At 56.6% G+C, this 23,678-nt stretch carries 35 protein-coding genes and 2 pseudogenes; 31 read left to right on the top strand and 6 right to left on the bottom strand.

The features are described 5' to 3' along the window. From tuf to rplQ, 28 genes and pseudogenes are all read left to right on the top strand, one after another. Positions 1 to 185: pseudogene (tuf, locus tag QZ869_RS21095) on the top strand (elongation factor Tu); the annotation flags it as partial. 311 nt (positions 186 to 496) lie between these two features. Continuing rightward, positions 497 to 805 (top strand): 30S ribosomal protein S10, encoded by a 309-nt coding sequence (gene rpsJ, locus QZ869_RS21090; RefSeq protein ID WP_003507767.1) that lies wholly within the window; start codon positions 497 to 499, stop codon positions 803 to 805. A 172-nt stretch (positions 806 to 977) separates the two neighbouring features. Further along, complete coding sequence (gene rplC / locus QZ869_RS21085; protein ID WP_296038478.1) at positions 978 to 1,619, top strand: 50S ribosomal protein L3; 642 nt, start codon at positions 978 to 980, stop codon at positions 1,617 to 1,619. 12 nt (positions 1,620 to 1,631) lie between these two features. After that, on the top strand, positions 1,632 to 2,252 hold the full coding sequence (gene rplD, locus QZ869_RS21080) for a 50S ribosomal protein L4 (RefSeq protein ID WP_296038476.1): 621 nt from the start codon (positions 1,632 to 1,634) through the stop codon (positions 2,250 to 2,252). After that, positions 2,249 to 2,542 carry a 50S ribosomal protein L23 gene (locus QZ869_RS21075; protein WP_296038475.1) on the top strand — a complete coding sequence of 98 codons (294 nt, stop codon included), beginning with the start codon at positions 2,249 to 2,251 and terminating at the stop codon, positions 2,540 to 2,542. Before rplD ends, QZ869_RS21075 begins: the two co-directional genes overlap by 4 nt. A gap of 44 nt (positions 2,543 to 2,586) precedes the next feature. Continuing rightward, a complete protein-coding gene (gene rplB, locus QZ869_RS21070) occupies positions 2,587 to 3,423 on the top strand; it encodes a 50S ribosomal protein L2 (protein ID WP_062427534.1) in 837 nt (278 codons plus the stop codon). A 15-nt stretch (positions 3,424 to 3,438) separates the two neighbouring features. After that, complete coding sequence (rpsS, locus tag QZ869_RS21065) at positions 3,439 to 3,717, top strand: 30S ribosomal protein S19 (protein WP_027677425.1); 279 nt, start codon at positions 3,439 to 3,441, stop codon at positions 3,715 to 3,717. 2 nt (positions 3,718 to 3,719) lie between these two features. Further along, entirely contained in the window at positions 3,720 to 4,109 is a 390-nt protein-coding gene (rplV, locus tag QZ869_RS21060) for a 50S ribosomal protein L22 (protein WP_296038474.1), read from the top strand. Beyond that, entirely contained in the window at positions 4,109 to 4,840 is a 732-nt protein-coding gene (gene rpsC / locus QZ869_RS21055) for a 30S ribosomal protein S3 (protein WP_296038473.1), read from the top strand. Before rplV ends, rpsC begins: the two co-directional genes overlap by 1 nt. A gap of 38 nt (positions 4,841 to 4,878) precedes the next feature. Beyond that, positions 4,879 to 5,292: a 50S ribosomal protein L16 gene (rplP, locus tag QZ869_RS21050; RefSeq protein ID WP_027677422.1), complete on the top strand. Its 414-nt coding sequence runs from the start codon at positions 4,879 to 4,881 to the stop codon at positions 5,290 to 5,292. A 12-nt stretch (positions 5,293 to 5,304) separates the two neighbouring features. Beyond that, positions 5,305 to 5,505 (top strand): 50S ribosomal protein L29, encoded by a 201-nt coding sequence (gene rpmC / locus QZ869_RS21045; protein ID WP_027677421.1) that lies wholly within the window; start codon positions 5,305 to 5,307, stop codon positions 5,503 to 5,505. 11 nt (positions 5,506 to 5,516) lie between these two features. Next, positions 5,517 to 5,753 carry a 30S ribosomal protein S17 gene (rpsQ, locus tag QZ869_RS21040; protein WP_027677420.1) on the top strand — a complete coding sequence of 79 codons (237 nt, stop codon included), beginning with the start codon at positions 5,517 to 5,519 and terminating at the stop codon, positions 5,751 to 5,753. 234 nt (positions 5,754 to 5,987) lie between these two features. Next, positions 5,988 to 6,356, top strand: coding sequence for a 50S ribosomal protein L14 (gene rplN / locus QZ869_RS21035; protein ID WP_027677419.1), 369 nt, complete (start codon positions 5,988 to 5,990; stop codon positions 6,354 to 6,356). Between the two features lie 12 nt (positions 6,357 to 6,368). Further along, positions 6,369 to 6,677, top strand: coding sequence for a 50S ribosomal protein L24 (gene rplX, locus QZ869_RS21030; RefSeq protein ID WP_062427531.1), 309 nt, complete (start codon positions 6,369 to 6,371; stop codon positions 6,675 to 6,677). Then, entirely contained in the window at positions 6,670 to 7,227 is a 558-nt protein-coding gene (rplE, locus tag QZ869_RS21025; RefSeq protein ID WP_296038471.1) for a 50S ribosomal protein L5, read from the top strand. Before rplX ends, rplE begins: the two co-directional genes overlap by 8 nt. Before the next feature lie 33 nt (positions 7,228 to 7,260). Beyond that, positions 7,261 to 7,566: a 30S ribosomal protein S14 gene (gene rpsN, locus QZ869_RS21020; protein ID WP_062427529.1), complete on the top strand. Its 306-nt coding sequence runs from the start codon at positions 7,261 to 7,263 to the stop codon at positions 7,564 to 7,566. A 12-nt stretch (positions 7,567 to 7,578) separates the two neighbouring features. Further along, entirely contained in the window at positions 7,579 to 7,977 is a 399-nt protein-coding gene (gene rpsH / locus QZ869_RS21015) for a 30S ribosomal protein S8 (protein ID WP_062427528.1), read from the top strand. Positions 7,978 to 8,019: 42 nt separating this feature from the next. After that, a complete protein-coding gene (gene rplF, locus QZ869_RS21010) occupies positions 8,020 to 8,553 on the top strand; it encodes a 50S ribosomal protein L6 (RefSeq protein WP_062427527.1) in 534 nt (177 codons plus the stop codon). Positions 8,554 to 8,565: 12 nt separating this feature from the next. Beyond that, positions 8,566 to 8,928 carry a 50S ribosomal protein L18 gene (gene rplR, locus QZ869_RS21005; RefSeq protein WP_062427526.1) on the top strand — a complete coding sequence of 121 codons (363 nt, stop codon included), beginning with the start codon at positions 8,566 to 8,568 and terminating at the stop codon, positions 8,926 to 8,928. A gap of 127 nt (positions 8,929 to 9,055) precedes the next feature. After that, the gene (rpsE, locus tag QZ869_RS21000; protein WP_027677412.1) at positions 9,056 to 9,625 is read left to right on the top strand and encodes a 30S ribosomal protein S5; all 570 of its coding nucleotides are present in this window, start codon (positions 9,056 to 9,058) and stop codon (positions 9,623 to 9,625) included. A gap of 11 nt (positions 9,626 to 9,636) precedes the next feature. Next, the gene (gene rpmD / locus QZ869_RS20995; RefSeq protein ID WP_296038469.1) at positions 9,637 to 9,843 is read left to right on the top strand and encodes a 50S ribosomal protein L30; all 207 of its coding nucleotides are present in this window, start codon (positions 9,637 to 9,639) and stop codon (positions 9,841 to 9,843) included. A gap of 16 nt (positions 9,844 to 9,859) precedes the next feature. Beyond that, positions 9,860 to 10,339, top strand: coding sequence for a 50S ribosomal protein L15 (rplO, locus tag QZ869_RS20990; RefSeq protein WP_296075583.1), 480 nt, complete (start codon positions 9,860 to 9,862; stop codon positions 10,337 to 10,339). A gap of 357 nt (positions 10,340 to 10,696) precedes the next feature. Beyond that, on the top strand, positions 10,697 to 12,037 hold the full coding sequence (secY, locus tag QZ869_RS20985; RefSeq protein ID WP_296038467.1) for a preprotein translocase subunit SecY: 1,341 nt from the start codon (positions 10,697 to 10,699) through the stop codon (positions 12,035 to 12,037). Continuing rightward, complete coding sequence (locus QZ869_RS20980) at positions 12,034 to 12,648, top strand: adenylate kinase (protein WP_296107155.1); 615 nt, start codon at positions 12,034 to 12,036, stop codon at positions 12,646 to 12,648. Before secY ends, QZ869_RS20980 begins: the two co-directional genes overlap by 4 nt. Before the next feature lie 224 nt (positions 12,649 to 12,872). Then, complete coding sequence (rpsM, locus tag QZ869_RS20975; protein WP_113327213.1) at positions 12,873 to 13,241, top strand: 30S ribosomal protein S13; 369 nt, start codon at positions 12,873 to 12,875, stop codon at positions 13,239 to 13,241. A gap of 137 nt (positions 13,242 to 13,378) precedes the next feature. Continuing rightward, positions 13,379 to 13,768 (top strand): 30S ribosomal protein S11, encoded by a 390-nt coding sequence (rpsK, locus tag QZ869_RS20970; protein ID WP_296038463.1) that lies wholly within the window; start codon positions 13,379 to 13,381, stop codon positions 13,766 to 13,768. Between the two features lie 185 nt (positions 13,769 to 13,953). Then, positions 13,954 to 14,964 carry a DNA-directed RNA polymerase subunit alpha gene (locus QZ869_RS20965; RefSeq protein WP_003495228.1) on the top strand — a complete coding sequence of 337 codons (1,011 nt, stop codon included), beginning with the start codon at positions 13,954 to 13,956 and terminating at the stop codon, positions 14,962 to 14,964. Between the two features lie 117 nt (positions 14,965 to 15,081). Continuing rightward, positions 15,082 to 15,507, top strand: coding sequence for a 50S ribosomal protein L17 (rplQ, locus tag QZ869_RS20960; RefSeq protein WP_296038462.1), 426 nt, complete (start codon positions 15,082 to 15,084; stop codon positions 15,505 to 15,507). 500 nt (positions 15,508 to 16,007) lie between these two features. Here the strand turns inward: rplQ and QZ869_RS20955 are convergent, their stop codons facing one another. Together QZ869_RS20955 and QZ869_RS20950 are read right to left on the bottom strand one after the other, a co-directional pair. Beyond that, complete coding sequence (locus QZ869_RS20955; RefSeq protein WP_296107151.1) at positions 16,008 to 16,382, bottom strand: hypothetical protein; 375 nt, start codon at positions 16,380 to 16,382, stop codon at positions 16,008 to 16,010. A gap of 188 nt (positions 16,383 to 16,570) precedes the next feature. Continuing rightward, positions 16,571 to 17,440, bottom strand: a complete 870-nt coding sequence (locus tag QZ869_RS20950) for a DUF817 domain-containing protein (protein ID WP_296107149.1) — start codon at positions 17,438 to 17,440, stop codon at positions 16,571 to 16,573. A 64-nt stretch (positions 17,441 to 17,504) separates the two neighbouring features. Here QZ869_RS20950 and QZ869_RS20945 point away from each other — a divergent pair, with 64 nt between their 5' ends. Then, complete coding sequence (locus tag QZ869_RS20945; RefSeq protein ID WP_296081541.1) at positions 17,505 to 17,915, top strand: DUF2809 domain-containing protein; 411 nt, start codon at positions 17,505 to 17,507, stop codon at positions 17,913 to 17,915. On the opposite strand, the gene msrQ is transcribed toward QZ869_RS20945, so the two are convergent. The 3 genes from msrQ to QZ869_RS20930 all read right to left on the bottom strand — a co-directional run bounded on the left by msrQ (position 17,890) and on the right by QZ869_RS20930 (position 20,100). Next, positions 17,890 to 18,546 (bottom strand): protein-methionine-sulfoxide reductase heme-binding subunit MsrQ, encoded by a 657-nt coding sequence (gene msrQ, locus QZ869_RS20940; protein ID WP_296107145.1) that lies wholly within the window; start codon positions 18,544 to 18,546, stop codon positions 17,890 to 17,892. The genes QZ869_RS20945 and msrQ overlap by 26 nt on opposite strands. Position 18,547: 1 nt before the next feature. Then, positions 18,548 to 19,489 (bottom strand): protein-methionine-sulfoxide reductase catalytic subunit MsrP, encoded by a 942-nt coding sequence (gene msrP, locus QZ869_RS20935; protein ID WP_296107143.1) that lies wholly within the window; start codon positions 19,487 to 19,489, stop codon positions 18,548 to 18,550. A gap of 188 nt (positions 19,490 to 19,677) precedes the next feature. Further along, on the bottom strand, positions 19,678 to 20,100 hold the full coding sequence (locus tag QZ869_RS20930) for a hypothetical protein (protein ID WP_296107140.1): 423 nt from the start codon (positions 20,098 to 20,100) through the stop codon (positions 19,678 to 19,680). Positions 20,101 to 20,403: 303 nt separating this feature from the next. Between QZ869_RS20930 and ilvD the strand changes: the two genes are divergently transcribed. Continuing rightward, entirely contained in the window at positions 20,404 to 22,239 is a 1,836-nt protein-coding gene (gene ilvD / locus QZ869_RS20925) for a dihydroxy-acid dehydratase (RefSeq protein ID WP_296018921.1), read from the top strand. A gap of 137 nt (positions 22,240 to 22,376) precedes the next feature. On the opposite strand, the pseudogene QZ869_RS21820 reads toward ilvD, so the two are convergent. Continuing rightward, a pseudogene (locus QZ869_RS21820) lies at positions 22,377 to 22,808 on the bottom strand (GNAT family N-acetyltransferase); the annotation flags it as partial. A 188-nt stretch (positions 22,809 to 22,996) separates the two neighbouring features. Between QZ869_RS21820 and QZ869_RS20920 the strand changes: the two are divergent. Continuing rightward, entirely contained in the window at positions 22,997 to 23,674 is a 678-nt protein-coding gene (locus QZ869_RS20920; RefSeq protein ID WP_296038452.1) for an SDR family oxidoreductase, read from the top strand. Positions 23,675 to 23,678: the final 4 nt, after the last annotated feature.

The raw sequence follows: 23,678 nt of genomic DNA, 5'->3' as shown, positions 1-23,678 counted from the left end.
GTACGACTGACGTTACCGGTATCGTTTCGCTTCCAGAAGGCACGGAAATGGTTATGCCTGGCGACAACGTCACTGTTGAAGTCGAGCTGATCGTTCCGATCGCGATGGAAGAAAAGCTGCGCTTCGCGATCCGCGAAGGCGGCCGTACCGTCGGCGCTGGCATCGTTGCCTCGATCATCGAGTAATCTCGACGTTTGAAATTATGTCTGACGGCGGTGCAAAAACACCGCCGTCAGTCGTTTGATGAAAAAGCGTATGGGCGCTGCACTTTTAGTGCTTGAAAATTTCGGTGAAAGCGCGTAAACGCGCACTCACGTTCACCGCTGGATTCGCAACGGCTTGCGAGTCCCGGTGATTTCGCAATACAGACTACTGAAATGATTGGGGTGCGCCTTTCGCATTCCTCTCGATTTTTGAAAATCTGCGGCGCCACGATTAACTAGGTTCATGTATTTCCGCGTGCGGAAATCAATAATAAAGAACAAGGACAAGACGAATGAACGGCCAGAATATCCGTATCCGCCTCAAGGCGTTTGACCACCGGATCCTCGATGCCTCTACCCGTGAAATCGTGTCGACCGCCAAGCGCACCGGCGCCAGCGTTCGCGGCCCGGTTCCGCTGCCGACCCGCATTGAAAAATTCACTGTTAACCGCTCTCCCCACGTGGACAAGAAGAGCCGTGAGCAGTTCGAAATGCGGACGCACAAGCGTCTTCTCGACATCGTTGACCCCACCCCGCAGACTGTTGACGCGCTGATGAAGCTCGACCTCGCTGCTGGCGTTGACGTGGAAATCAAGCTCTAAGACCTCGGCCTGACCTTGCGAAAGTAAGGGCCGATATAACAAGGAAGGTACGTGGAGCAATCCAACGTCTTCCAATCCGGAGACCGGAAACATCGTGAGATGTCGAAGGGAACTCCTTAACAAAAGGCCGAGCAAGGGGTTTCCCTTCAAGGCTCGCAAGAGGATTGAACCAATGCGTTCAGGTGTGATTGCACAGAAAGTGGGAATGACCCGCGTCTACAACGACGCTGGTGAGCATATTCCCGTAACGGTCCTGCGTCTGGATAACGTACAAGTCGTTGCCCAGCGTACGGAAGACAAGAATGGCTATACCGCAGTTCAGCTCGGTGCAGGCCAGTCCAAGGTCAAGAACACGACAAAGGCGCTCCGTGGCCACTTCGCCGCTGCCAATGTCGAGCCGAAAGCTAAGCTCGTCGAATTCCGGGTCTCGTCCGAGAACCTGATCGACGTCGGTGCAACACTGACCGCAAATCATTTTCAAGCCGGCCAGCTGGTCGACGTAACCGGAACAACGATCGGTAAGGGTTTTGCCGGTTCGATGAAGCGTCACAACTTCGGTGGTGGCCGCGCATCGCACGGTAACTCGATCTCTCACCGTGCGCACGGTTCGACGGGTTCCAACCAGGATCCGGGCCGCGTGTGGAAGGGTAAGCGCATGGCTGGTCACATGGGCCAGACTCGCGTCACCACCCAGAACCTGGAAGTGGTTTCGACCGATGAGGATCGCGGTCTGATCCTCGTGAAGGGCGCCGTTCCCGGTTCCAAGGGTTCCTGGATCATCGTCCGCGACGCCGTCAAGTCGGCTGCGAAGTAAGGGAGCCTTATCATGGAATTGAACGTCACGACCCTCGAGGGAAAAGACGCCGGCAAGGTAGCCCTGTCGGACGAAATCTTCGGCCTCGACCCACGCCAGGACATTCTGGCCCGCGTTGTGCGCTGGCAGCTTGCTAAGAAGCAGCAGGGCACTCACAAGACCAAGAACCGTTCGGAAGTTTCCCGCACGGGTGCAAAGATGTACAAGCAGAAGGGTACGGGCCGCGCTCGTCACCATTCGGCTCGCGCACCGCAGTTCCGCGGCGGCGGCAAGGCCCACGGCCCAGTCGTTCGCAGCCACGCTCACGACCTTCCCAAGAAGGTTCGCGCGCTCGGCCTGCGTCTCGCCCTGTCTGCAAAGGCAAAGGCTGAAGAACTGATCATCGTCGATCAGCTGATTGCATCGGACGCAAAGACAAAGGCTCTGCTGGGCAACTTCGCTTCGCTCGGCCTGACCAACGCTCTCGTTATCGGCGGCGCAGAACTTGACGGCAACTTCAAGCTCGCAGCTCAGAACATCCCGAACGTGGACGTTCTGCCGGTACAGGGCATCAATGTTTACGACATCCTGCGCCGTGGCAAGCTCGTGCTTTCCAAGGCTGCTGTAGAGGCTCTGGAGGAGCGGTTCAAATGACGGATCTTCGCCACTACGATGTGATCGTGTCTCCCTCGATCACGGAAAAGTCGACGCTGGTATCCGAACAGAACCAGGTCGTATTCAACGTCGCCAAGGACGCTTCCAAGCCTGAAATCAAGGCTGCCGTGGAAGCTCTCTTCGGCGTCAAGGTCACGGGTGTGAACACGCTTATCCGCAAGGGTAAGACGCGCCGTTTCCGTGGATTCGCTGGCAAGAAGAAGGACGTCAAGAAGGCGATCGTGACACTTGCTGAAGGTCAATCCATCGACGTGTCCACCGGACTCTAAAGGTTAGGCCCAAGCGGGCAAAGACCCAAAAGGGAACAAATACAATGGCATTGAAAAGTTTCAATCCGACCACACCTAGCCAGCGCCAGCTGGTTATTGTGGACCGTGCTTCGCTCTACAAGGGCAAGCCGGTAAAGGCTCTTACACAGGGCCTCAGCTCGAAGGGTGGCCGTAACAACCAGGGCCGGATCACCGTTCGTTTCCAGGGCGGCGGTCACAAGCGGACCTACCGCCTGGTAGACTTCAAGCGTCGCAAGTTCGACGTTGAAGGTACGGTTGAACGTCTGGAATATGACCCGAACCGCACCGCATTCATCGCGCTCGTGACATACACGGACGGCGAACAGGCTTACATTCTCGCGCCACAGCGTCTTGCTGCTGGTGACAAGGTGATCGCCTCCGACAAGGCAGTGGACGTAAAGCCCGGCAACACAATGCCGCTGCAGTTCATTCCTGTCGGCTCGATCATCCATAACGTCGAGATGAAGCCGGGCAAGGGCGGTCAGATCGCTCGCTCCGCCGGTACCTATGCACAGCTCGTTGGCCGCGATGCCGGTATGGCGATCCTGCGTCTCAACTCCGGTGAACAGCGTCTGGTGCATGGTTCCTGCCTCGCATCCATCGGTGCTGTTTCCAATGCTGATCACGGCAACATCAACGACGGCAAGGCTGGTCGTTCGCGTTGGCGCGGCAAGCGTCCGCATGTTCGCGGCGTCGTTATGAACCCGGTCGACCACCCTCACGGTGGTGGTGAAGGTCGCACGTCCGGTGGTCGTCATCCTGTGACGCCATGGGGCAAGCCCACCAAGGGCAAGCGTACCCGCTCGAACAAGTCGACCGACAAGTTCATCATGCGTTCGCGCCATCAGCGCAAGAAGTAAGAGAGGAAGTCTCAAGTGGCTCGTTCAGTATGGAAAGGTCCGTTTGTTGACGGCTATCTTCTCGCTAAGGCTGAGAAGGTGCGCGCAGGCGGCCGCAGTGAAGTAATCAAGATCTGGAGCCGTCGCTCCACGATCCTGCCGCAGTTCGTTGGTCTTACCTTCGGCGTTTACAACGGCAGCAAGCATGTGCCCGTCTCTGTCAACGAAGACATGGTCGGTCACAAGTTCGGTGAATTCTCTCCGACCCGGACCTATTACGGTCATGGCGCGGACAAGAAGGCAAAGAGGAAGTAATCATGGCGAAGGCTAAGACCGAACGCCGGCTGAAGGACAACGAGGCTCAGGCCGTTGCCCGTACGCTTCGCGTCAGCCCCCAGAAACTGAACCTGGTTGCCGCTCTTATCCGTGGCAAGAAGGTTGATCGCGCTCTCGCCGAGCTCGAGTTCTCGCGCAAGCGTATCGCTTCCACCGTCAAGAAGACGCTGGAATCGGCTATCGCGAACGCCGAAAACAACCATGACCTCGACGTCGACGCTCTCGTCGTCGCCGAGGCCTATGTTGGCAAGTCCATTACCATGAAGCGTTTCCACGCTCGTGGCCGTGGCCGTGCATCGCGCATCGAAAAGCCGTTCTCGCACCTCACGATCGTTGTTCGTGAAGTCGAGGAAAAAGGGGAGGCCGCATAATGGGTCAGAAAATCAATCCAATCGGCTTCCGCCTGGGCATCAACCGTACGTGGGACAGCCGTTGGTACGCTGACACTGCCGAGTACGGCAACCTGCTGCATGAAGACCTTGCTATCCGTGCCTACCTCGTTAAGGAACTGAAGCAGGCTGGTATTGCAAAGGTCGTTATCGAGCGCCCACACAAGAAGTGCCGCGTTACGATCCACTCCGCTCGTCCGGGCCTCATCATCGGCAAGAAGGGCGCTGACATCGAGAAGCTTCGTAAGAAGATCTCCGAGATGACCAGCTCCGAAACGCATCTCAACATCGTTGAAGTGCGCAAGCCGGAAGTCGACGCAACGCTCGTTGCACAGTCGATCGCCCAGCAGCTGGAACGCCGCGTGGCTTTCCGTCGCGCCATGAAACGCGCCGTACAGTCCGCTCTGCGCCTCGGCGCGGAAGGCATCAAGATCACCTGCGCAGGCCGTCTCGGCGGCGCGGAAATCGCTCGTACCGAATGGTACCGCGAAGGCCGCGTTCCGCTTCACACGCTGCGTGCAGACATCGACTACGGTACGGCTGAAGCCGAAACCGCGTTCGGCATCTGCGGCATCAAGGTCTGGATCTTCAAGGGCGAAATCCTTGAGCACGATCCTATGGCTTCCGAGCGTCGTGCGCTCGAAGGCGATGCTCAGGGTCCTGCAAGCCGTGAGCGTGGCGATCGCAACGATCGTCGTCGCGAAAACGCTTGATTGACGCTGGCGAAAGATAAGCTCGGAGAAGTAAGAAAATGTTGCAGCCAAAGCGTACTAAGTACCGCAAGCAGTTTAAGGGACGCATCAAGGGCGTCGCCAAGGGCGGCTTTGACCTGGCATTCGGTGAATTCGGCTTGAAGTCGCAGGAACCGAACCGCGTGAATGCACGCGAGATCGAGGCGGCCCGCCGCGCGATCACGCGTTACATGAAGCGCGCAGGTCGCGTTTGGATCCGCGTATTCCCCGATACTCCGGTTACGGCTAAGCCGACCGAAGTTCGTATGGGTAAGGGTAAGGGTTCGGTTGATTACTGGGCATGCAAGGTCAAGCCCGGTCGTATGATGTTCGAGATCGACGGTGTTTCCGAGGAGATCGCCCGTGAGGCGCTTCGTCTCGGCGCTGCCAAGCTCTCGGTCAAGACGCGCTTCGTACAGCGCATCGCAGAGTAAGGAGCAAGGCAAATGAAAGCCGAAGATATTCGCGGCCTCAGCGCCGACCAGCTCAAGGACAAGTTGGCTGACCTCAAGAAGGAACAGTTCAACCTGCGTTTCCAGAAGGCCACTGGCCAGCTGGAAAAGTCCTCGCGCATCAACGAAGTCCGCAAGGACATCGCCCGGATCAAAACCATTGCTGCCCAAAAGGCCGCAGAAGCCAAGGCCTAAGGAAGAATACTATGCCTAAACGCATTCTCCAGGGCGTCGTTGTATCCGACAAGAACGAGAAGACTGTCGTAGTTCGCGTTGAGCGTCGATTCGCTCACCCGCTACTGCAGAAGACCGTTCGTCGTTCTAAGAAGTACAAGGCGCACGACGAAAACAACCAGTACAAGGTCGGCGATGTGGTTTCCATTGAGGAATGCGCACCGATCTCCAAGGATAAGCGCTGGACGGTTGTTGCCGCTCACGCTTAATTTCAACGGAATCGCGCCAGGTCTATTGCACTTGGCGCGAAAATCTGTATGAAGCAGCGCAAGGACGCTCGTAACCCGAGCGTCTTTTGCTTTGATGCGCACGGAAGGTCCCTTTGGGAAACCACCCTGGCAAGTTTCTTCCGCGCAAAGACAGAGATTTCATAAGCTGGAACAGGGGGCAGCATCCATGATGTGTGCCCAACCGGTCCGGTAACAACAAGAAGGCGACCTGACATGATTCAGATGCAAACAAACCTCGACGTGGCGGATAATTCCGGCGCACGTCGTGTCATGTGCATCAAGGTGCTGGGCGGCTCCAAGCGCAAGTACGCTTCCGTGGGCGACATTATCGTCGTTTCCATCAAGGAAGCTATTCCGCGCGGCCGCGTCAAGAAGGGCGACGTGATGAAGGCGGTTGTTGTGCGTACCGCTAAAGACATCCGCCGCGCCGACGGCAGCGTCATCCGTTTCGATAACAACGCAGCTGTTCTTATCGACAACAAGAAAGAGCCGATCGGCACCCGTATCTTCGGACCGGTTCCTCGCGAGCTTCGCGGTAAGAACCACATGAAGATCATCTCGCTGGCTCCAGAAGTACTGTAAGGAGCACGAGCGATGCAGAAGATTCGTAAAGGCGACAAGGTTGTCGTATTGACCGGTAAGGACAAGGGCCGTACCGGCGAAGTAATCCAGGTAATGCCGAAGGAAGACCGTGCTGTTGTGCGTGGCGTAAACATGGTGAAGCGTCACCAGCGCCAGACCCAGAGCCAGGAAGCCGGCATTATCAACAAGGAAGCATCCTTGCACATCTCCAACATCGCCATCGCCGATAAGGATGGCAAGCCGACTCGCGTTGGCTTCAAGGTTGTAGAGGGCAAGAAGGTCCGTGTGGCCAAGCGTTCGGGAGAAGTCATCGATGGCTGAGACCAAGTACGAACCGCGTCTCAAGACGGAATACGTCAACCGTATCCGCGGCGCCATGCAGGAGAAGTTCTCCTACGCTAACGTCATGATGATCCCGAAGCTGGAAAAGATCGTCATCAACATGGGTGTGGGTGAGGCGACTGCCGACTCCAAGAAGCCCACGGTTGCTGCCGGCGATCTGGCTGCTATTGCAGGTCAGAAGCCAGTCGTAACCCGCGCCCGCAACTCGATTGCTGGCTTCAAGGTTCGCGAAGGCATGCCAATCGGTGCGAAGGTTACCCTTCGTGGCGCACGCATGTACGAATTCCTTGATCGTCTGGTCAACATCGCGCTTCCGCGCGTTCGCGACTTCCGGGGCCTGAACCCGAAGAGCTTTGACGGCCGTGGCAACTTCGCCATGGGCATCAAGGAGCACATTGTGTTCCCAGAAATCAACTACGACAAGGTTGATCAGATGTGGGGCATGGACATCATCGTTTGCACGACGGCTCCGACCGACGACGAAGCACGGGCTCTTTTGACAGAGTTCAACTTCCCGTTCCGTCAGTAACCGTAACGACGAGCGTAGAAAAGGAACTCCGATATGGCGAAAACAAGCGCAGTTGAAAAGAACAAGCGCCGCCGCAAGACAGTTGCCTCCCAGGCCGGCAAGCGTGCCGCCCTCAAGGCCATCGTCATGAACCAGTCCCTTCCGATCGAAGAGCGGTTCCAGGCAACTCTGAAGCTCGCTTCGCTGCCGCGTGACGGCTCGAAGACGCGTATCCGCAACCGCTGCGAAGTAACGGGCCGTCCGCGCGCGTTCTATCGCAAGCTCAAGATGTCGCGTATCGCGCTTCGTGAGCTGGGCAATTCCGGCAAGGTGCCGGGCATTGTCAAGTCGAGCTGGTAAGGAGACGGGCACATGACCATGACTGATCCTTTGGGTGATATGCTCACCCGCATCCGCAATGGTGCTTCCCGTCGCAAGTCTTCGGTTAGCACGCCTGCTTCCAGCCTCCGCGCACGCGTTCTCGACGTGCTGCAGGCTGAAGGCTACATACGCGGTTATTCCAAGGTCGATTTTGAAAACGGCAAGTCCGAGTTCACCATCGAACTGAAGTACTACGAAGGTGCGTCGGTGATCCGTGAGATCGGCCGCGTATCCAAGCCGGGCCGCCGAGTTTATGTCTCGGTTAAGTCCATTCCGCAGGTCGCGAACGGCCTCGGCATCACCATCCTTTCGACACCGAAGGGCGTGATGGCCGATCACCAGGCTCGCGAACAGAACGTTGGTGGCGAGGTTCTCTGCTCGGTCTTCTAAGGCCGAGTAAGGATCTCCGTAACGGACAGACAGGATAGAAATATGTCTCGTATCGGTAAAAAGCCCGTTCAGGTTCCCGCAGGTGTGACGGCCAACGTTGAAGGCCAGAAGATTACTGCCAAGGGTCCGAAGGGCGAACTGTTCTTCGTCGCAAATGACGACATCCAGCTCAAGCTGGAAGACAACGGCGTTTCGGTACAGCCGTCCAACAACACCAAGGAAGCTCGTTCGAAGTGGGGCATGTCCCGCACCATGATCGAGAACATCTTCAAGGGTGTTAAGGATGGCTACGAGCGCAAGCTCGAAATCAACGGCGTTGGTTACCGTGCAGCCATGCAGGGCAAGAACCTGCAGCTGGCACTCGGTTTCTCGCACGACGTTGTCTACGAGCCGCCGCAGGGCATCACCATCGCCGTGCCGAAGCCGACGGAAATCATCGTTTCCGGCATCAACAAGCAGCAGGTCGGTCAGGTTGCCGCGGAAATCCGCGAATACCGTGGTCCCGAGCCCTACAAGGGCAAAGGCGTCAAGTACGCTGAAGAACGGATCGTCCGCAAAGAAGGCAAGAAGAAGTAAGGAACTCGCGAAATGGCTAGCAGGAAAGAAGCACTTGCACGTCGTGCGAACCGTGTACGCCGCCAGCTCAAGGCGGTTGCTAACGGTCGCCCGCGCCTGTCGGTTCATCGCTCGTCGAAGAACATCTACGCTCAGATCATCGATGATGTTGCAGGCAAGACGCTCGCGTCTGCCTCTACGCTCGAAGCCGATCTGCGCTCGTCGCTGAAGACCGGCGCTGACGTTGCGGCAGCTGCCGTTGTTGGCAAGCTGGTTGCCGAGCGCGCTGGCAAGGCTGGCGTCAAGGATGTCGTATTCGACCGTGGCGCATTCATTTATCACGGCCGCGTTAAGGCCCTGGCAGATGCTGCCCGCGAAGGCGGTCTGAACTTCTAAGACTTTATCCACCCGGGCGTGATCGCGCCGGGTGGATTTTCACCGGGCCAACCGGACTTCAGCAATGGAGCCGGAGGGCCTACTTTCGTTTGCCGTTCGATACCGGAAAAGAAAAAGGAAAAGGACAATGGCACAGGAAAAAAGAGGTTCTCGCGACGATCGCCAGAACCGCGAAGAGCGCGACAGCGAGTTCGTCGACAAGCTGGTCGCGATCAACCGCGTTGCAAAGGTTGTTAAGGGTGGCCGTCGTTTCGGCTTCGCCGCTCTCGTTGTTGTTGGCGACCAGAAGGGCCGCGTTGGCTTCGGTCACGGCAAGGCTCGTGAAGTTCCAGAAGCAATCCGCAAGGCGACTGAAGCTGCCAAGCGCGATCTGATCTTTGTTCCGCTGCGCGATGGCCGTACGCTGCATCACGACGTTAACGGTCGCCACGGCGCCGGCAAGGTTCTGCTGCGTTCCGCCAAGGCTGGTACCGGTATCATCGCCGGTGGTCCAATGCGTGCCGTTTTCGAAACGCTCGGCGTTCACGACGTTGTTGCCAAGTCCACGGGCTCTTCGAACCCGTACAACATGGTTCGTGCAACGTTCGACGCTCTGAAGCATCAGGTTCATCCGAAGGACATCGCTGCTCAGCGCGGTCTGAAGTATGCAACCCTTCAGGCACGTCGCGTCGCGTCCGGCGTCGCTTCTGAAGAGTAAGGATCTGGATCATGGCCAAGACTACAACTGAAGCCAAGAAGACTGTCACGGTCGAACAGATCGGCAGCCCAAATCGCCGCCCGGAGATCCAGCGTCAGACGCTGATCGGCCTGGGTCTTAACAAGATGCACCGTCAGCGCACGCTGGAAGATACGCCTTCTGTTCGTGGCATGATTCGTGCGGTCCAGCATCTCGTTCGCGTCGTAGACGAGAAGTGAGACGGAGGAACCTATCATGAAACTCAATGAAATCAGAGACAACGAAGGCGCCACCAAGGACCGTATCCGCGTAGGTCGCGGTATTGGTTCCGGCAAGGGCAAGACCGGTGGTCGCGGCGTCAAGGGTCAGAAGGCTCGTTCGGGCGTTGCTATCAACGGCTTCGAAGGCGGTCAGATGCCAATCTACCGTCGTCTACCGAAGCGCGGCTTCAACAACATCTTCGCTTCCGAATACGTCACCGTTTCTCTCGGTCGCGTTCAGGCTGCTATCGATGCTGGCAAGTTGGACGCCAAGGCAACGGTTGATGCCGCTGCTCTTAAGGCTGCTGGTGTTATCCGTCGTCCGAAGGACGGCGTTCGCATTCTGGCCGATGGCGAGCTTAAGGCAAAGGTGGCTTTCGAAGTCGCTGGCGCTTCCAAGCCTGCTCTTGAAAAAATCGAGAAGGCTGGTGGTTCCATCAAGCTTCTCGTTGTTGCGCCGGAAGCTTCCGAGTAATATATGGTGTCTGAACGCCCGGGGTGTTTCGCCCCGGGCGTTTCTCTTTACGCTACGTAAGTCTTTGAAAATCTAATCGATTTGACGGATCTGCGCAGCGACTCATTGCGACTTTGCATGTCTCGCGCTCAAAATGCCGCAGCTTGCAGCGCAAGTGAGAGCCTCACAGTTCTTGAACCCCTTTGACCTTGAACTCGGTAGGGGGAGGGGATAGGACATACGAAAACAAGGGTGAGGCATGATTGCGGCGCAACAGTCGCTTTCCGTCCGAAGCCCGGTTTTTGAACCAGTATCTTTATGGACCCTGCCGGAGACGCCGTTCACCGTGCTGCTGGACAGGGTCATGCGGAGAATTTTATGGCTTCAGCAGCGGAACAACTGGCCTCAAACCTGAATTTTTCGACCTTCGCCAAGGCTGAAGATCTGAAAAAGCGTCTCTGGTTTACCCTTGCCGCACTTCTCGTCTATCGTCTCGGCACGCATATTCCGCTTCCTGGTCTAAATCCGGAAGCCTATGCCCAGGCGTTTCGCGGTCAGGCGAATGGCATTCTCGGCCTCTTCAATATGTTTGCGGGTGGCGCTGTCGAGCGCATGGCGATCTTTGCGCTTGGCATCATGCCTTACATCTCCGCTTCGATTATCGTGCAGTTGATGACCTCGGTCGTTCCATCGCTCGAAGCGTTGAAGAAGGAAGGCGAAGCAGGCCGCAAGATCATCAACCAGTACACGCGCTACGGAACCGTGCTGCTTGGCACGCTGCAGGCTTACGGCATCGCCGTTGGTCTAGAGAGTGGTGCTGGCCTCGTTGTCGATCCGGGCTGGTTCTTCCGCGTTTCTACCGTCATCACGCTGCTCGGCGGCACGATGTTCCTGATGTGGCTTGGCGAGCAGATCACGTCTCGCGGTATCGGCAACGGTATCTCGCTGATCATCTTCGCTGGTATTGCTGCAGGCTTGCCGAAGGCTTTGGCCGGAACGCTTGAACTCGGTCGTACGGGTGCGTTGTCGACGACTCTGATCCTCACGGTCGTTATCGTCGCCATCCTGGTGATCGCGCTGATCGTCTTTGTTGAACGCGCCCAGCGCCGTCTCTTGATTCAGTATCCGAAGCGTCAGGTCGGTAACCGCATGTTCCAGGGCGACACGTCGCACCTGCCGCTCAAGCTCAACACGGCTGGCGTTATTCCTGCGATCTTCGCGTCCTCGCTGTTGCTTCTGCCGGCAACGGCTGCGGGCTTTACCAACAGCACGAACCTTCCCGGCTGGGCGACGACGATCATCTCGTCCCTTCAGCACGGCCAGCCGCTCTTCATGCTGTTCTACGGCCTGTTGATCGCGTTCTTTGCCTTCTTCTACACGGCGATCGTGTTCAATCCGAAGGACACGGCCGACAATCTGAAAAAGCATGGCGGCTTCATTCCTGGCATTCGCCCTGGCGAGCGCACCGCAGAGTACATCGACTACGTGCTGACGCGCATCACGGTCGTCGGTGCAATTTATCTTGTCTTCGTCTGTATCCTTCCTGAGACACTTATTGCCCGTACAGGCATACCGTTAGCCCTTGGTGGTACTTCGCTTTTGATCGTAGTCAGTGTAACTCTGGATACTGTTGCGCAAATCCAGGGCCACCTGATTGCCCAGCAATATGAGGGGCTGATCAAGAAATCGAAACTGCGTGGAGGAAAGAGGGGACGATGAGACTGATATTTTTGGGACCGCCAGGTGCAGGCAAGGGAACACAGGCCAAGCGTTTGACGGACAAGTACGGCATTCCGCAGCTTTCCACCGGCGATATGCTGCGTGCGGCTGTGACTGCGGGAACGGACATCGGCAAGCGCGCCAAGGCGGTGATGGATGCCGGTGGTCTCGTGTCGGACGATATCGTCAACCAGATCGTTTCCGAGCGGATCGAGCAGGCTGACTGTGCGAAGGGCTTCATCCTCGATGGTTACCCGCGCACCGTGCCGCAAGCCAAGGCGCTGAGCGAAAACCTCCAGCAGAAGAACATTCAGCTGGATGCTGTCATCGAGCTCAAGGTAGACGAAGAGGCGCTGGTGCGCCGAATCGAAAACCGTGTGGCTGAGACGGTCGCGGCTGGTGGTACGGTTCGTTCGGACGACAATCCCGAATCGTTCCGCAAGCGCCTCTCCGAATATCGTGAGAAGACAGCACCGTTGTCCGAATACTACCGCGAGCAGGGTGAGCTCGTTGCACTGGACGGCATGGCGGATGTCGATGCGGTCACTGCCGCAATCGCGGGTGCCTTGGAAAAGGACAACAGCCCGGCAGCTTCTGCTGCGCGGATCTAAAGAATCTTGGCGGGGCCGGTTGCTTTTTTGAACCGATTCCGTTAAACACCGCGCCAACTCGCGACAACCCAAGCGACTGGCGCGGATTTTCCTTTAGGGAAGGAAAGTCCGGGTTCGGTCGTTTTGACTTGTGACGAACAGGAATTTGAACTGGCGGCAGCATCGTGCCGCTCAAATGGAAGCACCACTTGCCGGATGGCAACTGGAACGCAAGGAGAATAGACGTGGCACGTATCGCTGGCGTCAACATCCCGACGGCTAAGCGCGTTGTTATCGCTTTGACCTACATTCACGGGATCGGTCCGAAATTCGCGCAGGAAATCATGGACAAGGTTGGTCTCTCGGCCGACAAGCGCGTTCATCAGCTGACGGACGCTGAAGTCCTTCAGATCCGCGAAACGATCGACCGCGATTATCAGGTCGAGGGTGATCTTCGTCGCGAAACCGCGATGAACATCAAGCGCCTCATGGATCTTGGCTGCTACCGTGGCCTGCGCCACCGCCGTGGCCTTCCGGTTCGCGGTCAGCGCACGCACACCAACGCTCGTACCCGCAAGGGTCCGGCGAAGGCTATCGCGGGTAAGAAGAAGTAATTTTCCGTTCATACGGAAGAGAAGGCTGGTGCGAACCGCGCCAGCCTTTCTGAGTTTGGCGCAATGCTCGCAAGCGGGTTGCGTGCCGGTGTAGCCGCTGGTGTTACGGCGGTGAAGAGATCAATGAAAGGACTATCATGGCCAAGGAAGCCACACGCGTTCGCCGTCGCGAACGTAAAAATATCACGTCGGGTGTAGCGCACGTCAACTCGACCTTCAACAACACGATGATCACCATCACCGACGCACAGGGCAACGCGATTGCCTGGTCGTCCGCTGGTGCCAAGGGCTTCAAGGGTTCGCGTAAGTCTACCCCGTTTGCTGCCCAGATCGCTGCTGAAGATTGCGCCAAGAAGGCTCAGGAACACGGCATGAAGTCGCTTGAGGTCGAGGTTTGCGGTCCGGGTTCTGGTCGTGAATCCGCACTTCGCGCTCTGCAGGCTGCTGGTTTCCTCATCACCTCCATCCGCGACGTGACGCCGATCCCGCATAACGGTTGCCGCCCGCGCAAGAAGCGCCGCGTCTAACGCGTTCTGTCTGGAGGTTCCGCCTTTCCATCGGTCTGGCGGAATTTTCGCGTAATCGGCGTGTGGTTGCCGGCGTGGCCGGTGTGCTTACGCTTGAAACCCTCCGATGAACCGTTTCGGTTCCTCTCGGTGATCATGCTCGGTCCGCCACGATTGAATGGTGGCGGCGAACGGAAGGTTTAAAGATGATTCAAAAGAATTGGCAGGAACTGATCAAGCCGAACAAGGTCGAGTTCACGTCCTCCAGCCGCACCAAGGCAACGCTTGTTGCTGAGCCGCTGGAACGTGGCTTCGGTCTCACGCTCGGCAACGCGCTTCGTCGCGTTCTCCTGTCGTCTCTGCGTGGCGCCGCTGTGACTGCCGTGCAGATCGACGGCGTTCTGCATGAATTCTCCTCCATCCCCGGCGTTCGGGAAGATGTGACGGACATCGTGCTCAATATCAAGGAAATCGCCATCAAGATGGACGGCGATGATTCCAAGCGCATGGTCGTGCGCAAGCAGGGCCCAGGTGCCGTTACCGCTGGCGATATCCAGACGGTTGGCGACATTGAGATCCTAAACCCTGACCATGTTATCTGCACGCTCGACGATGGCGCTGAAATCCGGATGGAATTCACCGTCAACAACGGCAAGGGCTACGTGCCTGCAGAACGCAACCGCGCGGAAGATGCCCCGATCGGCCTCATCCCTGTGGACAGCCTTTATTCTCCGGTCAAGAAAGTGTCCTACAAGGTGGAAAACACCCGTGAAGGCCAGGTTCTCGACTATGACAAGCTGATCATGACGATCGAGACCAACGGTTCCGTATCCGGCGAAGATGCCGTTGCCTTCGCCGCTCGTATCCTTCAGGACCAGCTTGGCGTCTTCGTCAACTTCGACGAGCCGCAGAAGGAAGCTGAAGAAGAATCGGTTACGGAACTGGCGTTCAACCCGGCACTTCTCAAGAAGGTCGACGAGCTTGAGCTGTCCGTTCGTTCGGCAAACTGCCTGAAGAACGACAACATTGTCTACATCGGCGACCTGATCCAGAAGACGGAAGCCGAAATGCTTCGCACGCCAAACTTCGGTCGCAAATCGCTCAACGAAATCAAGGAAGTTCTCGCTTCCATGGGTCTGCATCTCGGCATGGAAGTGCCTGCATGGCCGCCAGAGAACATCGAAGATCTCGCCAAGCGTTACGAAGACCAATACTAACAAAGAAAAGGCAGGCCCTTAAAGACTGCCTTTCCCCGTCAAACAGCAGACCAGTCGTCTGCATGTGCCAGGAAACGGCAGGACCGTATAGGAAACCTGCACTAAAGGAGAATAGCAATGCGCCACGGAAATTCAGGCCGCAAGCTCAATAGAACCGCCAGCCACCGCAAGGCAATGTTTGCCAACATGGCTGCTTCGCTCATTACTCATGAGCAGATCGTCACCACTCTGCCAAAGGCGAAGGAAATTCGCCCGATCGTAGAAAAGCTGGTTACGCTCGGCAAGCGCGGCGACCTGCACGCTCGTCGTCAGGCCATCTCGCAGATCAAGGATCAGGACGCTGTCCGTAAACTCTTTGACGCGATTGCAACCCGTTACGCGAACCGTAACGGCGGCTACATCCGCATCATGAAGGCTGGCTTCCGCCAGGGCGATAACGCAGCTCTGGCTGTCGTTGAATTCGTCGAGCGTGACGTCGATGCCAAGGGCGCAGCCGACAAGGCTCGCGTTGCTGCTGAGACTGCTGCTGCCGAAGCTGCATAAGCCTCACGCTTAAGCATAGACAGTTAAAGAACCGGGTGAGCGATCACCCGGTTTTTTTATGTCTATTCATGCGTCCGATGGCAGTCAGCTTGGAACGCCGCGGATTCTGGTGAGCGCTGTCTGCTCTATATATGGTTTCATCCAGCGATCACTGCGTGGTGAGGAACCGTGGCGGGTCTGAAGTCCTAGAGCATGTGCGCGAAGGTGTGGAGAGGTTTCACGATCAGGAGATGTGACCAACGAGGAGCTAAGCGTAGCGAGCGAACTGACGGCTCGTTCGAGACGGTAGGCGTATACGTCCTACGTCGCTCTCGGACCGCTATAAGGGCCAAGATCGAGGGCTAAGGGGCGCCGCTACATTCCAGCGGGATTCGGCGAATGCGTGTCGTTTAAGAATCGTGAGTAGGTAGAGCCATGGACCGGTTCATTTCCCATTCACAAAGCCCGGATTTATTTCGCGAAGCCGCTGTCGATCAGAGGCTGTTCAACAGACCGATGGGTTATAGCGTGTCCTGATAGCGCGTATCGCACTGCTGGACGAAGCGTTTCATGACTTCTGGCTCCCTGGCGAAGAGCACGGACATAGTGTCGACATGCTTTTGCAGATAGGCCGATGCTTCTGCTTTTGTGCGCCTGTTTTCTTCAAACGACGCTCTCGCTCTCGCCGCAAGCTTGTTGAACTTGCTGTCGTACTCAGCAGCTTTGGCTTGGATTTTGGGTGACTTACCGCTGTCCTTCAGTTCATGCGCGTTGATGATAAAAGTCGCGCTGCATTGAAACAGATAGTCCGTTTCCGATGGTCCGGGCTTGATGTTGGCTGCGAAAGCCGAGGATGCCGAGACGCTTGCCAGAAGCACGAGGACGCCGATACGCAACGCCGTTTCCTTTTCAAAAGAGAGGCAGACAAGTCGTGTTCATCACGAGAGCCTTCACGACGTCATATCGCTTGCTGTCAGAGGACAGCCAATCATCAGAGTAAGCTTGTTGCCTGATGCTGTAAATGACGGCTTTTAGTACGATTTTTGGGGGAGTGTCGTTAACCAGTTCGACGGGTGCGCCCCACCTATTCAGGGATAAAAATCCGGTGCTTGATGTGCTTCAAATGGGCGACGATGGTGAAGGTCATGATGACGAGAAGAGACCAAGAGCTCCATTTGCCGAGGCTGACTGCGGACCAAGCTCCAAGCTGGCTTGGGTAGCTCCAGATTGCGAAGAATGTCGAAATATTTTCGGCAAGCCAAACGAAGAAGCCGATCAGAATGAAGGAGAGCAAAAGCGGCATCTCCCGATCCCGGTCATAGGGCCGGTAGGTGACAGCGGTCCGGGCATATAAGCCGAGAGCGCAGGCGGCGATGTACCAGCGATAATCCCCAATGAAGTGATGGGTGAAGAAGTTGGCATAGATCGCAAGCGCTATCAGAGTTGCCATCCAATAGGGCGGGTGATGCCGGATTCTGAGATCGAACAGCCTCCAAGCCTGAATGATATAGCTGCCGACTGCGGCATACATGAAGCCGGAAAACAGCGGCACGCCATAAATCTTGCTGTATGCGAAGTCCTGGTAAGACCAGGACTGGATGGCGCTGGACGTCTTGAATAGTTCTAGGGCGAAGCCGACGATGTGGAACAGAAAGATCGCCTTGGCTTCATCGAGTGTTTCTAGTTTGCTCCAAATCATGAATATCTGGATGCCCAACGCAATGACGAGCAGAACATCGTAACGCGGAAGCACAAAGAGGCCCGTGCGAGGTACCAGAAAGATCGACAGGAAGAACAGCCCCGCAAAAATGCAGGCTCTGGCATTCTTGATGCCGAAATAGAGAAACTCGACAATGAAGCGCCTGGTGCCGCTCAGACTTCCCCAGGGTCGCGCATCACAAAGATAGTTATCCAGAAACGATAGGCGGCTGGTTGGAAATGTTGCATCGGTCATCAAAGCATGTGTCCTAGTTTGCCGACCGTTTGAGGTGGCGACAGAATCGACGTAAAGCGCGACGATGACAATCGACAGTGGCAAATTTTATGCATCACGCGTGTTGCTTTTTCTGGCCTGCATTCTGGTCATTTTGACGGGGCTTGCGCTGCGGCGCTATGGCTATGCGATCGGGCTCACGTTTCCCGTCGTCAAATATGGCGGCTCCGTTTTGTGGGGCGCGATGGCTTACCTGCTGATCGCGACGCTATTGGCCCGGCACAGAACGCCCCGTTTCGTTGTGGTCACGGCCTGTTGTATCGCCATTGCCGTTGAGTTGCTCCGGCTGGTGCATTTCCCCGCGCTGGACGCCTTCCGTGACACGGCTGCCGGCACCTTGCTGCTGGGCCGTGTCTTCTCACTTTGGAATATCATTTGCTATCTGACTGGCATCGTGGTCGCGGCACGGATCATGAGGTGGTTCGTGAGACATTAGCAGCTCTCTGTGCCCTACGGCGCGCCATGATGGTCGGCCGGATCAGGCGGTAGCCGAGCAGAACGACAGCGAGCGTGATGTAAAAGATCGGCTCCAATGTCAGACTTTTGCGCGCCAGAACGAAATGTAAAACGGCGATGATCAGCACCGGATAAGCTAGTTTGTGGAGCGTATTCCAGCGGGAACCAAGCCTACGGATGGACCAGCGATTAGAAGTCAGCGCCAGTGGAATGAGCATGGCTAACCCTGCCATGCCAAGCATGATGTACGGACGTTTAAGAATATCTCCGATGATGGAGCTGAAGATAAGTCCTCGGTCTAGTGTCAGATAGACTGCGAAGTGGGCCAGCACGTAATAGAACGCCAGCAAGCCCAGTGCGCGGCGATAGGCGATGAGGTTGATATTGAACAGGTCACGCAATGGCGTGACGATCAATCCAAGGCACAGAAACCTTAGAGCCCATATGCCAAGCAGGTGCTCGAAATCCTTCACGGGATTGAAGCCGAGCCCTCCTGTCGCAGCGAGGTAGAAATACCAGAGGCCTGGACAGAGGCCAAGGATGTAAAGCGCCCAAATGGCAGCGGGCTGATAGCGTTTGGGGAGCGATGGCAAGGGCAGGGCAAATGCCATGTCAGTAATTCGCCTTCAGATCCATGCCGGTATAGAGGCTTGCAACCTCTTCATAGCCATTGAACATCAAGGTCGGGCGGTTCTTCACGCTGAAGAAGCCGCCTTCACCAATGCGCTGCTCCGTCGCCTGGCTCCAGCGCGGGTGATCGACGTTGGGATTGACGTTGGAATAAAATCCATATTCGCGCGCGTTGGAGTTCTTCCAGGTGGTTTCCGGCTGCTTTTCTACCAGCGAAATCCGCACGATGGATTTGATACCCTTGAAGCCGTATTTCCATGGCACGACGAGGCGGATCGGCGCGCCGTTCTGATTGGGCAACGTCTCACCATAAAGGCCAACCGCGAGGATCGTGAGCGGGTGGCGCGCTTCATCAAGCCGCAAGCCCTCGACGTAAGGCCAGTTCAGCGGCTGGAAGAGACCGCTTTGGCCTGGCATCTCATCCGGACGAACCACGGTTTCGAAGGCGACGAATTTGGCACTGCCGAGTGGCTCCACCTTGTCTAGGAGGGCCGCAAGAGGAAAGCCGATCCAAGGGATCGCCATGGACCACCCCTCGACGCAGCGCATGCGGTACGGGCGCTCCTCAAGATCGAACTTCATCAACTCTTCAAGACCGAATTCCTTCGGCTTGCCGACGAGGCCATCGACCTTCACCGTCCAAGGCGTCGGTTTGAACTTTCCGGAGTTCTCCTTCGGATCGGATTTACCGACGCCGAATTCGTAAAAGTTATTGTAGCTTGTGACAGCATCGAGCGGCGTCAGTTGTTCATCCAGCCTATAGGCACCGGGCTTTGCCGTCAGCGGTGCTGCCATCGCCTCTCGACCGGTTAGCCCAATAGCGGCGAGCCCGGCTGCCGTACCGAGAAAGCCACGTCTGGAGAGATAGATATCGCGCGGCGTGATTTCGCTGGAGGCGATACGGGGAGGGCGATAGAGGGCCATGGAAATCTCCTGAGAAACAGGTGCTGCACGGAATGTGCAGGATGAGGCAGGTTCTTATGATATGATCCCGATTTACGGCAAACAACAGATGTCGGTTCACCAATCGCGCGAAAGTGAAAGACCAGTCGGCACACTCGGACGTGCCAAGGCAGGATGGCGCCTCAGCTGTCAGAAAGTTGCGATGTTATTCAGATCGGTGGACGTTGGCTCGGCCCGGTTGGTTCAGTCATAACCGATATGCTGCCTATTGTGGTGTGCGGCCGCTGAAAAAGATAATGCCGGCCCACGCTGACTTCGCCGTCGGTGAGATCGAAGGTTTGGTGCCCGCGGAAATTGACCGTTCCAATGCCCAGGGGAAACGAACAGGGCGATGCGCAATCGACAGTCAATCTGTTTGCCTGAAGATCGTCTCTCTGACGTAAAACGACAGTTACTTTGATTCCAATGTCCGGTCTGGAAATGACCACGCATTCTACCTCCTTCTCGCAGATCGATTCCGCGAGCAGAGGCTCTGGTGAGGCATCGAGCAGGACAGCGATCTGCACATGCCGCCCCTTTGTCTCCTCTGCCTGAGCGGCGCTGAAGAGAGCAATAAGGCAGGCTGGCGCCATGGGGAGCACTCGTAGTCTGTGAGGGTGTACCAGTCAATTCTTCACGATCATCGTATATCCTCAAGCCGGGATTTCATTCATAGAACTATCAATACACGCTAAGACATGCGATGCGGTAGTGTGATCGCGTCAGATTTAAATAACAAGTTGCGTACCGTACCGCACCGTACTGTTTTGCCGCAAGGTGACAGTGACAGCCGTTGGCGAATGGAGTAGAAGACGCCTCAGATTTTAAGCGGGCAGGGCGCGTTGATGTGCCTGGAAGATATGCCCGCGAGTTTGAGAGAACCGAGGAATAACGAGATGCCTGTCTATCGCTCCAGAACGACAACCCATGGCCGCAACATGGCGGGTGCGCGTGGCCTTTGGCGCGCCACCGGTATGAAAGATGGCGATTTTGGCAAGCCAATTATTGCGGTGGTCAACTCCTTCACCCAGTTCGTTCCGGGTCACGTCCACTTGAAAGACCTTGGTCAGCTCGTGGCCCGCGAGATCGAGGCGGCTGGCGGTGTTGCCAAGGAGTTCAACACGATTGCCGTCGATGACGGCATCGCCATGGGTCACGATGGTATGCTCTACTCGCTGCCATCGCGCGAAATCATCGCGGACTCAGTCGAGTATATGGTCAATGCGCATTGCGCCGACGCCATGGTCTGCATTTCCAACTGCGACAAGATCACGCCCGGTATGCTGAATGCCGCCATGCGCCTCAATATCCCGGCTGTCTTCGTTTCCGGTGGTCCCATGGAGGCGGGCAAGGTCGTTCTGCACGGCAAGACCGTTGCACTCGATCTGGTAGATGCCATGGTCGCGGCTGCCGACGACAAGGTGTCCGATGAGGACGTCAAGATCATCGAGCGCTCGGCCTGCCCAACCTGCGGGTCCTGCTCCGGCATGTTCACCGCCAACTCGATGAACTGTCTGACCGAAGCGCTCGGCTTGTCTTTGCCCGGCAATGGCTCAACGCTCGCGACCCATTCGGATCGCAAGCGTCTGTTCGTCGAAGCCGGTCATCTGATCGTCGATCTGGCGCGCCGCTATTACGAGCAGGACGACGAAACTGTTCTGCCGCGCACCATTGCCTCCAAAGCTGCTTTCGAGAATGCCATGTCGCTCGATATTGCTATGGGCGGTTCCACCAACACCGTTCTGCATATTCTGGCGGCGGCGCACGAAGGTGGAGTGGACTTCACCATGGAAGACATCGACCGTCTGTCACGCAAGGTTCCTTGCCTCTCCAAGGTTGCGCCTGCAAAGCAGGACGTGCATATGGAAGACGTGCATCGCGCCGGCGGCATCATGCGCATCCTGGGTGAGCTCGACCGCGGTGGCCTGATCAATCGCGATTGCCCGACGGTGCATGAGCCCACGCTTGGCGATGCCATCGACCGTTGGGATATCACTCGCACCAACTCTGAAACCGTGCGCGAGTTTTTCAAGGCAGCACCAGGCGGCGTTCCGACGCAGGTTGCTTTCAGCCAGTCGTCTCGCTGGGACGATCTCGACACTGACAGCGAAAACGGTGTCATCCGCTCCGTTGAGAAACCGTTCTCTAAAGACGGCGGTCTTGCCGTGCTGTATGGCAATATCGCGCTGGATGGCTGCATCGTGAAGACGGCAGGCGTCGACGAGAGCATTTTGAAGTTTAACGGAACGGCTGTCGTTTACGAGAGCCAGGACGCGGCGGTGAAGGGTATTCTGTCCAACGAGGTAAAGGCTGGCGACGTCGTCGTGATCCGTTATGAAGGCCCGAAGGGTGGTCCTGGTATGCAGGAGATGCTCTATCCGACAAGCTACCTCAAGTCGAAGGGGCTGGGTAAGGCCTGCGCTCTGATTACCGATGGTCGCTTCTCTGGCGGCACGTCTGGACTTTCCATTGGCCACGCTTCTCCAGAAGCGGCACAAGGCGGTGCTATTGGTCTGGTGCGCCAAGGCGATCCGATTGAGATCGACATCCCGAACCGGACGATCAATCTCAAGGTATCGGATGCCGAACTCGCAGCGCGTCGCGCGGAGCAGGATCAGCTTGGCTGGAAGCCCGCAGAATTCCGCAAACGCAATGTTACGACTGCGCTGAAGGCTTATGCAGCCTTTGCTTCGAGCGCGGACAAGGGTGCAGTTCGCATTCTTCCTGAGTGAGTTTGCGCTCTGCATCGTCCGAGTTAATTGGAAAACGCTCTGAAGAGGGCGTTTTTTCTATTTTTTACAACATGTTGAAAGTCGTCGTTGCAAGATTGAGTCAGGTCACAGTGACCCATTTGTAAGCTTTGGTTGAGCTAAGCGTCTTCCCATCTATGTCGGTCAAGCTTGTAACGCATGAGAGGCATGACTTTGCTCCGCTCGCAACAGAAGGCGCTCGCGATCCTGTCCTCTTGAAAACCTAGCTTCCTCAAGATGGGGTGAGATACCTTGCTGTCGGCGATCAAGCTGGCATGAAGCGCTTCGACTTTTAAGCGCGGAAACGTATGATCTACGATAAACGTGTGCTGCACAGGCGTAACCTTTGCCCAGGCGCTGCGGGCCAGCCAATATCCAAACTCACCAGATATGCCAATCAGGCCGATGAGCTGCCCGCTCTCGATAGCCCAAACCGCACGCTTCTTTGTCAGAATCCTTGAGATCAGTCGCCGAGATCCTACAGCGGTGAAAGGCATTGTGGTCTTGAGAAGGTGGCGGGTAATGAGAGGATCGTTGGTGATCCGCACGAGCCTCGCTGTATCTCAAATTTTGAGCGGTCGCAGCAACAGGCGTTCAGATGTCAGTGCAGCAAGTTCCTTGGTGGCATTGATCATCCGTCCCATGATGCGCGAGCCTTCGCCAGGTTTAACCCTGGTGTCATCATCGGAACAACCTGGCTATCGCAAACGTTGCCGCACGACATGGTAGGGAGAACATCATGAAGCGGGCAGTTGTGACCGGCGGCGGTGGCCTGATCGGAACGGGCATCATCGAGGCTTTGTTGGAAGCCGGTTGGACGGTAGCGTCTTTCGATGTGAAGGAAAGCAAGACGGCGGCTCGCCACATTTTGTGCGACGTGGGCAATGAAACTTCTGTGCTTGCCGCTTTCGATCAACTTGGCTGGAAGGGGCTTGAGTTGCTGGTCAACAATGCTGGCATCGCGAGTCCCGTGAACGGGCCGATCCATGAGCTCTCACTTTCAGACTGGCGGAAGGTGACCGACAGCCATTTGACTGGCGCTTTCCTGATGACGCGGTCCGCCGTGCCTTTGATGGGAGAGGGCGCCAGCATTGTTAATATGGCTTCGACGCGCGCCTTCATGTCCGAGCCTGAAACTGAGGCCTATGCTGCGTCCAAGGGCGGTCTCGTTGCTCTAACCCACGCGCTGGCCGTCAGCCTTGGACCGAAGATCCGCGTCAATGCCATCGCGCCGGGCTGGATAACGGATGAAACCGATCTGCGTAAGAAAGACGAGATGCAGCATCCGGTAGGCCGCGTTGGTCGGCCAAAAGATATAGCTGATGGCGTGCTCTATCTCACTGGCGCCGGCTTTATGACCGGGCAGGTTCTCGTCCTGGATGGCGGCATGACGCGGAAAATGATTTACGAAGAGTAGACGT

It is taken from the genome of uncultured Agrobacterium sp., from assembly GCF_913777885.1.
In the GTDB taxonomy this organism is placed as follows: domain Bacteria; phylum Pseudomonadota; class Alphaproteobacteria; order Rhizobiales; family Rhizobiaceae; genus Agrobacterium.
The sequence above is the reverse complement of the archived record's forward strand: the minus strand, read 5'-3'. Positions and strand labels throughout refer to the sequence as shown.